At 48.4% G+C, this 15,038-nt stretch carries 9 protein-coding genes and 1 pseudogene; 3 read left to right on the top strand and 7 right to left on the bottom strand.

What is annotated here, in order from left to right; genetic code table 11:
- Positions 1–266: 266 nt before the first annotated feature.
- The 5 genes from NYR52_RS06285 to NYR52_RS06265 form a co-directional block, all read right to left on the bottom strand.
- Complete coding sequence (locus NYR52_RS06285; RefSeq protein ID WP_132220072.1) at positions 267–1,061, bottom strand: transporter substrate-binding domain-containing protein; 795 nt, start codon at positions 1,059–1,061, stop codon at positions 267–269.
- Between the two features lie 240 nt (positions 1,062–1,301).
- The gene (locus NYR52_RS06280) at positions 1,302–2,630 is read right to left on the bottom strand and encodes an anti-phage deoxyguanosine triphosphatase (protein ID WP_259436520.1); all 1,329 of its coding nucleotides are present in this window, start codon (positions 2,628–2,630) and stop codon (positions 1,302–1,304) included.
- Positions 2,631–3,444: 814 nt separating this feature from the next.
- Positions 3,445–5,190: an ABC transporter ATP-binding protein gene (locus tag NYR52_RS06275; protein WP_259436519.1), complete on the bottom strand. Its 1,746-nt coding sequence runs from the start codon at positions 5,188–5,190 to the stop codon at positions 3,445–3,447.
- The gene (locus NYR52_RS06270) at positions 5,159–6,943 is read right to left on the bottom strand and encodes an ABC transporter transmembrane domain-containing protein (protein ID WP_259436518.1); all 1,785 of its coding nucleotides are present in this window, start codon (positions 6,941–6,943) and stop codon (positions 5,159–5,161) included. Before NYR52_RS06270 ends, NYR52_RS06275 begins: the two co-directional genes overlap by 32 nt.
- 214 nt (positions 6,944–7,157) lie before the next feature.
- Entirely contained in the window at positions 7,158–8,060 is a 903-nt protein-coding gene (locus tag NYR52_RS06265) for a LysR family transcriptional regulator (RefSeq protein WP_022736111.1), read from the bottom strand.
- A gap of 117 nt (positions 8,061–8,177) precedes the next feature.
- On the opposite strand from NYR52_RS06265, the gene NYR52_RS06260 reads away from it, so the two are divergent.
- From NYR52_RS06260 to NYR52_RS06250, 3 genes and pseudogenes are all read left to right on the top strand, one after another.
- Positions 8,178–9,437 (top strand): amino acid permease, encoded by a 1,260-nt coding sequence (locus NYR52_RS06260; protein WP_022736110.1) that lies wholly within the window; start codon positions 8,178–8,180, stop codon positions 9,435–9,437.
- A gap of 82 nt (positions 9,438–9,519) precedes the next feature.
- Positions 9,520–11,352, top strand: a complete 1,833-nt coding sequence (gene typA, locus NYR52_RS06255; RefSeq protein ID WP_132220934.1) for a translational GTPase TypA — start codon at positions 9,520–9,522, stop codon at positions 11,350–11,352.
- A gap of 131 nt (positions 11,353–11,483) precedes the next feature.
- Positions 11,484–12,833 (top strand): annotated as a pseudogene (locus NYR52_RS06250) (IS1182 family transposase); the annotation flags it as partial.
- Between the two features lie 208 nt (positions 12,834–13,041).
- Here the strand turns inward: NYR52_RS06250 and NYR52_RS06245 are convergent.
- Positions 13,042–13,683 (bottom strand): flavin reductase family protein, encoded by a 642-nt coding sequence (locus tag NYR52_RS06245; protein WP_259436517.1) that lies wholly within the window; start codon positions 13,681–13,683, stop codon positions 13,042–13,044.
- A 1-nt stretch (position 13,684) separates the two neighbouring features.
- On the bottom strand, positions 13,685–14,854 hold the full coding sequence (locus NYR52_RS06240; RefSeq protein ID WP_259436516.1) for a homogentisate 1,2-dioxygenase: 1,170 nt from the start codon (positions 14,852–14,854) through the stop codon (positions 13,685–13,687).
- Between the last annotated feature and the right edge of the window lie 184 nt (positions 14,855–15,038).

Below are 15,038 nucleotides of genomic sequence, written 5' to 3'. Positions count from 1 at the left end.
ACTCCTTTGAATAACATAGCTCGAACACGTCTTTGCGCTTAATATGTGTTTGAGCACCTATGATCATTCGGTAAGATAAGTAAACTCGCTCTAAATGAAACAACTTCAAAACAACCCTATTTTGCTTCAAGATGAAGAAATGCGCAAGATTTTCGGCAGAATTTTTTTCCATGCCCTCCATTTTTGGCGATCTCCAGCGCCTTCAAGGTATGAAAAAACTCTTCCTCTGATAAAGGAAGAGTCCTTACTGCCAGCAAACGATCCCATTACTTCGTGATATCTTGCCCAAACCATTTTTGGGATATTTTGGATAGTGTACCATCTTGGCGCATGCTATCCAATGCTTTGTTGATTTCATCGACCAAGGCCTTGTTCCCTTTGGGCACCGGAAACGCGCTTTCTGAACGATCAGCCTTTACGTCGATCGTTTTCAAAGGCATATTCACAGACTTGAGCATTTCGGCCACTGCCAAACGGTCATTGATGCTCAAATCAACCCGTTTTGCGGCCACGTCTTTCATCGCGCCCATCATGTCTTCATAAGCAATGAGATTGGCACCAGCGTCACGCGCCATTTGTCCATAATTGCTTGTCGGCGTTTGTCCCGCTTTTTTCCCTTTTACATCTTCAATGCTTTTAATATCCTCATTGTCCTGATGGACAACGATTTGGGAAAAAGACACCGTGTATGGCTTGGAAAAATCAAAGACCTTTAGGCGATCCGGCTTGACGCCCACCTGATTGGCCACCATGTCAACTTTGCCCGTTTTCAAGCTGGTGAGCATCCCTTCCCACGGTGTTTCTACAAACTCCGCTTTAACACCGATTCGCTTGCTTACTTCTTCGGCCACTTCAACATCATATCCGGTCAATTTTCCGCTTTTCTCATCATGAAAAGTAAACGGCTTATAAGTCCCCTCAGTCCCAATGCGGATGGTTCCGCGCTCTTTGATCTGGCTCAGCAGATCTTTTTCTTGTGTTTGCACGCTGCATCCTGTGGCCAACACGCCAAACAGTGCAGCCGACAAGATGGTAGCGAACATGCGTTTCATCTTTTTCATCTTAACCAACTCTCCTATCGGCATAATACCAAGTTAGCAGGTATGCATTAACGATTTTCTAAGATTGATCTTACTCATACCATAATCCTGTTGTCAATTACTATTTTTGCCTGTTAAAACAAAATCACTCTGCTTCTGACAAATTCACTTACTAAACCAACAGCAAAACCCTTATCTGAATATAAATAATATTCGATAAAATAAGTCGAGAAGGGCTTTCTGCCGAAAGCCCAACCAAGCCTATATATCAAAAAAGCTGCGGGATTGCCCGTACAGTCGGTCATACATGCGCAACGCAAAGGAATCAGTCATCCCTGCAATATAATCACATACGATCCGGGCACGTTGTTCATCGGTAGAAGCCCGGCGGAATAGGTAGCGGTCATGTTCCGTCAGCAGGCGTTCTTCATTCATGAACGCTTGGAACAATTGTTTGATGACATAAGCCCCTTTCCATGAGATCGTTTGTACCCGCTGTGCATCAATTACCTTGTCTGAAACCAATTGCTTCAACTGCTCCAAAAGCGCCTGCAACTCGGGCGGAAGATACACACGGTATTTCAAACGGGGCGAGTGAAAAGATCGTTCATTCAACTCCACCTGAATGTGGGTGATGAAGGTGGAAATCAATGCCGTAATCACTTTTTTCAATTTGTATCGCAAATGATTATGCCCTTGATGCAACGGGTTCAACACATTCCAAGCTTCTCGCAACTCTTGGTATTCTTCAGAACGGGCAAAGGGGCGAATGCACTCCTTCAATTGCTCCAACTGGATGAAACCCAGATGGACAGCATCTTCGGCATCATGAGTTCCATAGGCGATATCGTCCGCCAATTCAATGATAGAGCACTCCAACGTTTTATGCTTGGTCTGCCGGTGCCGATCCGGATAATCCGTCGTAGCTAGAAAATGACGGGTCTCTTCTTTGGTAAATGAAGAGCACACCCATGCAAACACCTGCCGGTCACAAGCAAAGACGCTCGCCTTTGGGGGTAAGACTTTGCCCGTTGTGCGATACTGTTCTTCATTGACCGCTTCATCCAGCACAATGGGATATTTCATGATTGCCAGCAACAATGCTCTAGTCAGATTCAGGCCGAATTCCTCTTCTCCCTCCAACCGGGTGAGGATACGGAATGTATGGGCGTTCCCTTCAAATCCGCCATAATCTCGCATGCATTCATGCAAGGCTTCTTCCCCCCGATGTCCGAAAGGGGGATGTCCCAAGTCATGCGCCAATGCGGCCGCTTCGATCAACGACACATCCAGGGCGTTCTCTTGATTGAACAACGGGTGATGGGCATTGAGATGGATCACGATTCCTCGCGCGATCTGTGCCGCTTCCATGGAATGGGTCAGCCTGGTGCGGTGAAAATCGCCAGCCACACTACCGATCACTTGCGTTTTAGACTGCAAGCGCCGGAATGCGGCACTGTGCACAATCCGCCCAAAATCTTTTTCAAACGAATCACGGGCATCTGAGAGGTGGCGTGAAGAAGACGGCTTCCTCCGTTCCATGTCCGATGGATAATACAAATGATTTTCACGAGCGCGATAAATGATCAAAACACTTGACCTCCTCTGCTGTTCCGTAACCGACAGGGCGATAAACCGATGCGTCGGATACAAGCCCGTCTGACTGGCAAACCGCCGATGATAGCCCAAAACCTTTTATGAAGCAGGCATGGGCTGTGTCTGGTTGACAGATCATACAGCGGAAAAACCATCTTCCAATGAGCTCCCGCATCACAAGTGGAGCCAATGGGAAAACGGCTTTGGAATCACCAACACATGGATCGGGCTCATCCTTGCTTCCGTTTTATTGCGCCTCAAATCGCCAACCCATCCTTTTTTAACTATATTACCGTATGATTGCGTAAAAAAACATTTCATCCAAGAAAACTTCCCTCGACCCCACTGCATATAAAACCATCAGCCCCAGCAATCGAAAAGCGATGTGCTGAGGCTGGTCACGTCCTTAATCTATCAGCTTCCGATGCATCAGGAGCGCAATGCAACAAACTCCTAATGTCATTAACGAACAAAACCCATAAATGAATATTTCTTGCAATTCTCCCAAGATGTTCCACTCCTTTCTTGATGGCGAAATATATAGAATTATCATACTTAAAAATGTACAAATTGCAACTGGCTCTTCATGGCTTATTTGTTATTTTCCGGCGAACATCCCGCTCCTGTTACAAAACGAAGACCTCCACTTTCGCTGTGTTTGGCGTTGTGAAGGTCTTTGATTTCATTTTTTGAACACGATCGGAGAGTATGAACGTGTACTTGCCAGATGAATAAACCGAGTCGGGACTCGCCTGGGCTGGACAGTTTCCAACCCCAGCATTCCGCTCAGTGGGATACAGGACCCGATTCAGACCGTCTTCACCGTACCGTGCGCTTGCAACATGTACATTTTATGATACAATCCTTCTTTAGCCAACAATTCCTGATGGGTGCCGCGTTCGACTATCTCCCCACGATGCAACACCAAAATAAGATCGGCGTCTTGAATCGTAGACAGGCGGTGTGCAATGGCAATTGTAGTCCGTCCTTTGCGCATCTTTTCCAAAGCGGTCTGAATCGCCTCTTCCGTTTCGGTGTCAACGCTGGCTGTCGCTTCATCGAGGACCAAGATTTTGGGTTGGAAGGCCATGGTTCGTGCAAAAGAAATCAATTGGCGCTGGCCGCTGGAAAAAGTAGCTCCCCGTTCCACCACAGGCTCTTTGTACTGTTGCGGCAACTTTTCGATAAATGCGTCTGCTTGCACAAACGATGCTGCCGCTTTCACCTCTTCATCTGTGATCGTTTTGTTATGCAATCGAATATTGCTTTTCACGTCGCCAACGAATAAAAACGGATCTTGTAACACTAACCCCAGCTTCGACCGCAATTCCGCCTCGTCAAAATGGTTTAACGGCTGGCCATCTATACGAATCTCGCCCTGGTTGACCCGGTAAAAGCGCATCAACAGATTGATAATGGAGCTTTTACCGCTGCCCGTGTGCCCGACCAACGCCACCGTCTGCCCCGGTTCGGCGACAAATGAGATATTTTTGAGCACGTTGGTCTTCCCATCATAGGAAAACGTAACCTGGTCAAATTCGATCCGCCCTTCAGTGATCTTGGGATGGTCATCCCCTTCCTTGACGGGTGCGTACTCCGTTTGATCCAACAATTCAAACACCCGATCCGCTGATACCACGGATTGTTGCAATTGATTCAACCGCAACATGATTTGGGTGATCGGTTCGAATAAACGGCTAAACAAGTCAACGAAACCGTACACTACCCCCACTTGAATCGATTGGGAAAACGAGAGGGAGCCAAAATAGTTCAATACCAAGACAACTGCCAACACACTCAATACTTGAATCGCTGGGCGCAACATCAACCCGTACAGCCGGATATTTTTCATCTGTGCTTGGTAGTAATCTTCGTTTAACTTGCCAAATTCCGCACGCAACCGCGCTTCCTGCCTCAATGCTTGAATCATGTTCATTCCATTGATGGACTCATTGATCTTGGCATTTATCTGGCTTAGCTGGCTCCGCAAAAACCGGTACACTTTGGAGCTCAGGTAACGATACCCCTGCATCAGACCGAGCACAATCGGCAAAAAGAGCATAGCCCACAAAGCAAGCTTCCAATCGAGGATAAACATAGCGATGAACACGCCTGCAACCATCAAGAAGTTTTGCAAAAAGGAGGAAAGGACGTAAATGAACAACTCTTTTACGGCTTCCGTGTCATTGGTGATGCGCGACACCAGCGATCCGTCGGGAATACGGTCAAAAAACGAGAGACCCAGATGTTGCACCTTGCCGAACACATCTTCGCGTAGCTGGCGCACGATCCACTGCGCGACGGTTTGAAATGAAAGCGACTGATAATAAAGCAAAACCGCCGTGATCACTTGTAAGAGCAAGATCATTGCCGCAAACACCAGCAGTATCTTTATATCGATAGGCTGATTGGGAACCAGATAATGATTCAAATAGTAGCTGACCAACAACGGTACTGCCACTTCTGCGCCGGTGGCGGCCAATAGCGCGGCAAAAGCAACCCAAAAGCGGGTTTGATACGGTTTAAGATAGTGGAGCAGACGTTTCGGTACCACCTTCTTCCCCCCCTTTCAATACCTGTGACTCCAATTGTTGCTGTAAAAACATGTGACGGTACCATCCATCTTGTTGCATCAGCTCTTCGTGGGTTCCTTGTTGAATGATCCGCCCCTCATCCAACACGATGATGGTATCTGCATGTTCCACGGCACTCAAGCGGTGCGCAGAAATCAACGTCGTTTTGCCAACCCGATTTTGGCGCAATGCTTGCAAAATGGCATGCTCGGTCTTGGCATCGACCGCGGACAGGACATCATCCAAAATCAGAATCTCCGGATTTAATAGCAAGGCGCGGGCAATCGACAACCGTTGTTTTTGCCCACCTGAGACGGTGACGCCCCTTTCGCCGATGATGGTGTCATAACCTTCTGCAAATTGGAGAATATCTTCATGGACGCAAGCGATTTTGGCAGCAGCTTCAATTTGTTCTCTTGTCGCCTTCGGGTTCCCAAACGCGATGTTTTCTGCGACAGTGGCCGAAAACAATACATGGTCTTGCGGCACATAACCAATCGCTCCCCTTAGCGCCGACAGGGTGTAATCTGTGATAGGATGGTTGCCGATGCGGATCTCTCCCTGGGTCACGTCAAACTCACGCAACATCAAGCGCAACAACGTGCTTTTGCCGCTGCCTGTCTTTCCGACGATCCCCAGCGTCCCTCCCCGCTTCACACATACGCGAATTTGGGTCAACGCCGCACTCTCGGCATCGGGATAGGTAAACGACTCCACGTCGAACCGAATGTCCCCCACGGGTTGCACATCGATCGCATTGGGGCGATCTTCAATATCGGGCTTGATGTTTAATAGCGATTGGATCCGTTCATAGGAAGCACGCCCTCGCTCGACGATATTGATGAGGATTCCATAAGCTAACATCGGCCACACCAGCTGACCTAGATATAGCGTGAATTGAAGCAATTGACCGATCGTCAACCGCCCGTCCGCTACACTGATCGAACCGAATACTATCGCCAATAGCATCGACAAACCCACAGCCATCACAATCGTCGGGTCAAACAGGGCATCCACCCTCGCTACTGCCAGGTTTTTCTCTACCACATCATCCAACCGCCGCTTGAATTCCTGTTTTTCGGCTTCTTCTTGACCAAAGGCTTTGACCACCCGGACTCCAGCGATATTTTCTTGCACCTTGTCATTGATGCGTGAAAAAGCTTCTTGCGCCAAGTGGAATCGTTGATGAAGCATCTTGCCGTACCGTTGAGTAGCCACGGCGATCAATGGCATGGGAAGTAGTGAAATCAGGGCCAATTGCCAATCGATGAACACAAACATCGCCACGATGACAACCATACCGGACACGAAGGAGTCAGCCAAGGTCAGCACACCTTCCCCGGCAGTGACGACCACGGCTTGAATGTCGTTGGTCGCATGGGCCATCATATCCCCAGTACGCCGCTGATGATAAAATCGCGGGGACATGCGGGTGAATTGTTGGTACAAGCGATCTCGCAACAACCTTCCCATGCGGTAGCCAGCGCCAAACAGCATCACGCGCCAAGTATAACCCAGCCCATATTTGCATAGGGCGACAAGCACGTTAACCACCGTCCAAAAAACCAGCAGACGCCAGGTTAAAGCATCGGCGGTAATGGCATCCACCACCACGCGCACGGTGTAAGGGGTTACGAGGTGCGTCAGGGACAACAGCATCAGTGTGCTGATCCCGATCAGATAACTCTTTTTCTCCATCTTGAAAAACCACCAAAGTTGACGAAACATCATCATTGACTCCACCCCCGTTCTCTGTACAATCCCCAAATACTTTGCAAGCCAAATATTTCGGTAATCACAATCTTACCTTACCAATTTGCCAATGTAAATACTTTTTAAAACTTTTTTAATAAAAAAGTTTAATTAATAGGCGGACTATTAGGTATATGAAGCTTCCTAGCTTATCAAGACAAAGCCGCTTCCACGTAAAGAAAGCAGCTCCATTCCATCACCCTTCGCCACCCCAACTTTGCGCCCTTTGCCGAACCAGATCGATCCACGCTTTCAAGGCGGGAGAAAGCCATTTGTCTCTGTGATAGATCATCTGCGTGCAGACTCGACATTCTTGGTCGTCCCAATTTAACCGCACCAATTTCCCACTCAAAAGCTCTTCCCTGACAGTGATCATTGGCAATAGCGCGATACCCAATCCGGCGTAAACTCCGTTCTTGATGGCTTCAATACTCCAAAACTCTTCTCCCTTTGGCACAACACCATGCTTGCGTAACGCAAGTTCAAACGAGCTACGGTAACTACACCCCGCCTCGGTGTGCAAAAACGACTGGTCGATCAAATCACTCGCTTCTACCCGCTCCAATCGCGCCAGTGGATGGTCAGGTGCCGCGACCAAGGCCATCTTTTCCCAAACCAACGTTTCCAAATGCATGTCCGGTTCAACCAGCGGTTTTTGTAGCATGGTGAAAGCAACATCGATTTCCCCAGAGCGCACCAAATGGCTCATCTCCAAGCAAAGACCGGGCTTAACCACCAAATTCACTTGGGGATATTTACGCTTGTATGTCAAGATCACGTCAGTCAGCCGAAAGGCGGCAATCGATTCCGGCGAACCGATGGTCAGCTTGCCACGCGGCTCCGCATACGAACGGACACGGTCAATTGCTTCATCATGCATGCGCAACAGCTCCGTCGCATAAACGAGCAAGCGTTTCCCCGCTTCCGTTAAAACGATTCGCTTTCCCAGCCGGTCGAACAGCAGCGTGTCCAATTCTTCCTCCAACGCCTGAATCTGTGCAGTCACACTGGACTGGGCGTATCCCAATTCCTCCGCCGCCCGCGTGAACCCTCCCCGTTCTGCGACGGCCTTAAACGTTTTTAGTTGCCGCATCTCCATGTTGCCACCACCCATCGATGTATTCGATCCATTTCATTATATCTATCTATTTTACTGATGTTAAATTAACGAGTAAGCTTAAGAAAGCCAAATTGAAACGAATAGGAGAGAAATCCGATGCATCCTTTTCGAAAAACCATTCGTTTGCCACAAGCTATCGCCCTGTATATTGGTGCTGTATTAGGATCAGGTATTCTACTCGTTCCCGGGCTGGCCGCTTCCATGGCCGGACCGGCCTCCTTGCTCGCATGGGGGCTGATGCTGTTATTGGTGTTGCCCATGGGGCTATCGATGGGACTTCTTTCTGCCAGACATCCTCATTCCGGCGGAGTAGCTCATTTCGTGGAGCTGGCATTTGGTGAGAAATGGAGCGTGATCGTGGGTTGGTTCTTTCTCATGTCTGTCGCCATCGGCGCGCCTGTCGCGGCTTTGACTGGCGCCGGATACTTGACCGCGGCGTTTGGCTGGGGGGAGTGGCCACGTACCGCCATCGCCTTGTTCATCTTGGCGCTCTCCCTTTTGATCAATGGGTTGGGTATGAAGTTGGGCGGCAACATCCAGGTCTTGCTGGTGATCGGCATTATTGCGGTGTTGCTCGTCGTAGTCATCAGTGCGTGGCCAATGTTGGAGCCTATGCACTTCACCCCATTTCTGCCCCATGGATGGTTTCCTGTGGGAGAAGCGACTACGATCTTGTTCTGGTGTTTTATCGGCTGGGAAGCGGTGTCCCACCTGTCTAGCGAATTTGTCAACCCTAAACGGGACACGGTGGTGGCTGTATCTGTCGCCGCAGTCATCGTGGGCCTACTTTATTTTCTGGCCGCTTTGGTCACTGTAGGCACGGGCCACGCTGGGGCACAAGCCTTGAGCGCCTTGGTGCAAAAAGCGATCGGTCCGGCGGGCAATGCGTTTATCGGCATCGCTTCGTTTCTCATCTGCACGGCCACAGTGATCGCTTATATTGGGGCGGCTTCGCGGCTCGCGTTCGCACTGGGGACATCGGGCCACGCCCCCCGTTTCTTTACTGGACGTTTCGCCCATGGCGCGCCCAGCGGTGGTTTGCTCTTTCTGGGAGCCTGTTTCGCAGCAGTGCTGACGGCTTACGGCACCAAATGGATTTCGCTGTCCCAGTTGCTTCAGCTTCCCAATGCCGCCTTCATTTTGACTTACTTGGCCGGTTGCGCCAGCGGAGTTAAACTGTTGCAGGACTCGAAACTGGGCACGGCATTTTGCTGGCTATCGTTCATCTTCACACTGGCCATCATCCCATTTATCGGCTGGGCGCTTCTCTATCCGCTCATCATCGCCTCATTGGTAAGCCTGCATTTTGCGCTACGAAAAAAGAATCGGGCCGAGCCTCCCCTCCCTCTAGCGTAGATTCCCTTATTTATGGTACGATTCCGTTTGGGAATCCGAAACGAAAAGGAGGGTAGGGGCCCGCGTGGCTCCTCACCATAACATGAGCAAAGAGAATAACATTCGCAACATTGCTATCATCGCACACGTAGACCACGGCAAAACCACTTTGGTGGATGCCATGCTGAAACAAAGCCGCATCTTCCGTGAAAACCAGCATGTGGAAGAACGCGTGATGGACTCGAATGACTTGGAACGTGAGCGTGGCATCACCATTCTTTCGAAAAATACCGCGATCCAATATAAAGGATTCAATATCAACATCGTCGACACACCCGGACACGCCGATTTTGGCGGTGAAGTGGAGCGGGTGATGAATATGGTAGACGGTGTGCTGTTGTTGGTCGATGCGGTGGAAGGCCCCATGCCGCAGACGAAGTTTGTTCTGAAAAAAGCACTGGAACGCGGGCACAAAGCCATCGTAGTCGTCAACAAGATCGACCGGCCTCATGCGCGCCCGGATGAAGTGGTCAACACCACTTTCGATTTGTTCGTCGACATGGGTGCCAGCGAAGAACAATGTGAATTTCCTATCATTTACGCGAGCGGATTAACCGGTTCGTCTGGTTATGCTCCAAACGAACTAACCCCCACGATGGAACCGCTCTTCGAAACCATCTTGGAATACCTCCCCGCCCCCACCGTGGATCATCAAGGGCCGACGCAAATGCAGGCCACCTTGCTCGGTTTTGACGAATACAAAGGGCAAATCGTGATCGGTCGCTTAAATCGAGGTTCCATTCGGCGCAATCAACCTTTGTTGCTGATGACGGCCACCGGCGAAACCAAGCAGGTGAAAGTAGGCCAAGTGTTCACACATCAAGGGCTAGCCCGGGTAGAAGTAGAAGAAGCTTTCGCCGGAGACATCATCGCCCTCACTGGCCTTGGCAAAGTGGGGATCGGCGACACCTTGTGCGATATCAACCATCCCGATCCACTGCCGCCCATCAAAGTGGAAGAGCCCACGTTACGCATGATGATCGGCATCAACACCAGCCCATTCGCCGGTCAAGACGGGACATACCTCACTTCCCGCAAAATCCGTGAACGCCTCTACAACGAAGCGGAAAAAGATGTGGCTTTGCGTGTAGAAGACACTGATTCAGCTGATCATTTCATGGTGTCTGGCCGCGGAGAATTGCATCTGAGCATCCTGATCGAAAACATGCGCCGCGAGGGATATGAATTCCAGGTGAGCAAGCCGGAAGTAATCATTAAGGTGATCGACGGAAAGAAATACGAGCCTTATGAACAAGTGGAAATCGAAGTGAGCAGCGAGCAACAAGGTGCGGTCGTTGAGCTCTTGGGCAAACGCAAAGGGCAATTGCTGGACATGACAGTGTTAGATAGCGGCAACATCCAGTTTGTCTACAAAGCGCCATCTCGCGGCTTGTTGGGTTTCCGCCTCCAGCTTTTGACGGCGACACGTGGAGAAGCGTTGATGAACACCTTGTTTGCCGGATACGAACCTTATGCGGGTGAAATAGAGACACATGATTTTGGTTCCCTGATCGCATGGGAATCGGGCACAGCTACCACCTATGCGCTCCACTCGGCGCAAGAGCGGGGCCAACTCTACATCACACCTGGAACAGAAGTGTATGAAGGGATGGTCGTCGGTCAGCACATCCGCGAAAACGACTTGGAAGTAAACGTCTGCAAAAAGAAACATCTCACCAGTATTCGCCGCGCTACCGCGGAAGAAGCCCTGCGTCTCGACACGCCCCGTCAACTTAGCATCGATGATGCCCTGGAAATTATGAAAGAGGACGAACTGCTTGAGATCACGCCCAAAACCTTCCGCCTGCGGAAAAAATACCTCGCCAGAAACGAACGAGCACGCCATCAAAAGCAGAAAAAATATGAAGCAGAATAACAGCGCAATAAAAAAGGTGGGTTAAGTTTATACTTAACCCACCTGAGGCTGCTGACAAACTGCCTTGAAAGGCAGGGTCAGCAGCCTTTTTTGTCGAATCAATAAAAAACACTCTATAAGGAGTTTTTTCTATGTTTAGAACAAACCCGAGTAAAGAACATCAACCAGAACTAGTTAACATAGAAGAATTAGTTCCACGAGATCACTTGTTACGGAAAATTAATGAAACGATCGACTTCTCCTTCATTGCTGAGAAATGTAAAGAATTATACTGCCAAGATAATGGGCGTCCATGTCTTGACCCAATTATGTTATTTAAAATGCTACTCATTGGATATTTGTTCGGCATTCGTTCCGAACGCCGACTCATTGAGGAGATTAAAGTTAACATCGCTTACCGTTGGTTTGTAGGGTTATCTCTAACCGACCCAGTCCCACATGCATCTACTTTCAGTCAAAACCGTCGAAGACGGTTCCAAAGCTCCACTATTTATCAGGAAATATTTGATGAAATTGTCATTCAGGCGATCCAACATGGATTTATTCAAGGAAAAGAGCTTTTTAGTGACTCCACTTTTCTTAAAGCCAATGCCAATAAAGGAAAGTTCAAAAAACAATTAGTTAAAGTTACTCCCAAAGGATATATGGATGATTTAGAACAAGCAATTGAGCAAGATCGAGAAGAGCACGGAAAGAAGCCTTTAAAAAAAAAGCCCATAAAGGTTGAAACGAAAGAAATTCGTGTAAGTACGACCGATCCAGATAGTGGTTATATGGTTCGAGATGGAAAACCCGAAGGCTTTTTCTATCTCGATCATCGTACTGTCGATGGTTTACATAACTTCATTACAGATGTATTTGTTACACCAGGAAATGTCCATGATTCAGTTCCTTATTTAGAAAGGTTAAATCGTCAGAAAAGCCGCTTCGGCTTTTCGGTGAAAGCTGTTGCTCTGGATTCTGGTTATTTAACTATGCCTATTTGTCGTGAATTGAGAGGACAAGGAATCTTTACGGTTATTGCACATCGGAGTTTTCGACCAGATAAAGACCTCTTTCCGAAATGGAGATTTAAGTATATTCCTGAGCAAGATGTATATCTTTGTCCAGCAAAGCATCAACTTACATATCGAACGACCAACCGTGAAGGATACAGACAGTACAAATCCAATCCCGAGATTTGTAAGCAATGTCCTTTTCTTAAGAATTGCACAAAGTCAAAGAACCACACAAAAATCCTAACACGTCATGTATGGGAAGATGCAAAAGAGTGGGTTAGACAAAATCGCTTGAGCCCACGTGGAAAAACTTTATATAAGCGTCGAAAAGAAACGATTGAACGTAGCTTCGCTGACGCGAAGGAACTTCATGGTCTTCGATACGCACGCTACAGGGGGCTTGCAAAAATTCAAGAGCAATGCCTCCTAACTGCTGTGGCTCAAAACATAAAAAAGTTGGCTATGCTGCTTTCGAGAGCAGGTAAGGGAGGTGGTTTTAAGTTTATATGGGTTGATATTCATCCATTAATTGTTTATATCCCTTTTATATACAAAAACCCTGCGATCAACAAAGTTGATTCGCAGGGTTTGTCAACATTCTCAGGTGGGTTAAGTTTATACTTAACCCACCTTTTATTATCAGGTGGCACTCCGCGCTCAAACTCGGCCTCGTTCTAACAATCACACCTACTTATATGCTTTTTTTCTTCATCCATTCCTCATAACTCATACGTGGTATATCAAACAATTCTCCTAACTTAACATAAGTGGCTCCGGCCATCCTTCCCACCGGCCGCAGTCCCATGGTATCAATTCGCCCACGATCGACGAGCTCGTCGGCAACATGAAACTGCATCACTTCGCCGATCAGCAAGTCGCTATTAGGTTCCTTTTCGGTTCCACCCAGCGCCAAATGTTGATGTAAACGACATTCCATCTGGATTTTGCACTCCGCTAATCGGGGCACGGACACCACTTCGCTGTCGACAAAAGTAAACCCGACTTGTTCCGCTTCGCCAACTTCAGCCGGAAATTCGACTGCCGTTTCGTTCACCATCGTCACAATGCTCTCATCTACAATGTGAACAACATATTCCCCATGATTTAAGATGTTGCGTGCCGTATCCTTCATGACACCGCCCGGCTTGCGTGTGCATGAGAAAGCCAATAATGGCGGTTCGGTGGCGACCACATTAAAAAAGCTAAAGGGCGCCGCATTGACTGTCCCGTTCGGCCCTTGGGAGGTGACAAAAGCAATGGGCCTCGGCAACACGCTACCTATCAGCAATTTGTAATTGTCAGTCTTTGAAAGCTTCTTAGGATCAAAGCGCATATCAACCCTCCGTCTCTTCAGGCAACCAACTCGCCATATACTCTGCTACTTCGCATGAGAGGGCAGCCTTGGTCACCCGCAATGGACGAAATGTATCTACCATGACAGCCAGTTCTTCCGTCCGGGTTTTGCCGATGCTCGCTTCCATTTTCCCTGGATGGGGCCCATGGGGAATCCCGCTGGGATGCAGGGTGATTGAACCTTCGTTTATGCCTTTTCGACTCATGAAATTCCCCTTAACATAGTAAAGTACCTCATCACTATTCACATTGCTGTGATAATAAGGAGCTGGAATGGCCAAGGGATGATAATCGTACATCCGCGGCACAAAGGAGCAAACGACAAAGTTGGGACCAGCAAAAGTCTGGTGAACTGGCGGCGGCTGATGGATAGAGCCGGTAATCGGTTCAAAATCTTCAATATTAAAGGCCCATGGGTAAAGATATCCGTCCCAACCAACTACATCAAACGGATGAAAATCGTAGAGATAGGAATGTAAGCGATTTCGCACCTTGACACGAATTTCAAACGTTCCTTTTTCCTCATGTGTTTGCAGCTTTTCAGGAACCCGTATATCCCGTTCACAATAGGGGCTGTGCTCCATCAGCTGGCCCACTTCGTTTTGGTACCGCCGGGGCGGAGTGATTTCCCCTGTCGTTTCAATAACCAACAGACGGGTTTGCTCGCTCTTCATGTTCAAACGGTAAGTGGTTCCCACCGGGATCACCAAATAATCACCAGGGCGGTAGGGGAGATCACCAAAAATAGTTTCCAAAACCCCTTCCCCCTCATGGACGAAGAGAATTTCATCACCATCGCTGTTGCGGAAAAAATAAGACATCGCTTCTGTCGGATTGGCCGTAGCGATGGCCACATCTTCATTCACCAACCAATGGACACGCCCTTCAATCGGGTCTTTTCCCTTCGGAGCCTCAAACGTCAAAAAATGCCGATGGCGATTGGCTCCTTCTTCCTCCAACGGCACCGTCCAGTCTCTCAAAAACCGAGCCTCCCGCACCTGTGTCGGCGGATGGATGTGATACAAAATGGACTGAATGCCAGAAAAACCTTTGGTGCCCATCACCTGCTCGCGATACAAACTCCCATCAGGCTGTCGAAATTGAACATGTCGCTTGGCTGGGAGATTTCCCAGACGATGATAAAACGGCATGGCTCTCCCTCCTAATGATTCATCTATTCACTATTTTAACAAAATAACAAATACATTTCTTGAAAAGGTTTTCTCTCCTCTAAAAATAACGACGGATGTTATCACCAGCAAAGACGAAAGCAACCACCCTATGCAAAAACGATTTGCTCCAACAGTACCATATTTGAAAGGATTTTCTGCATAA

It is taken from the genome of Laceyella sacchari (genome assembly GCF_024927925.1).
Lineage (GTDB): Bacteria > Bacillota > Bacilli > Thermoactinomycetales > Thermoactinomycetaceae > Laceyella > Laceyella sacchari.
The sequence above is the reverse complement of the archived record's forward strand: the minus strand, read 5'-3'. Positions and strand labels throughout refer to the sequence as shown.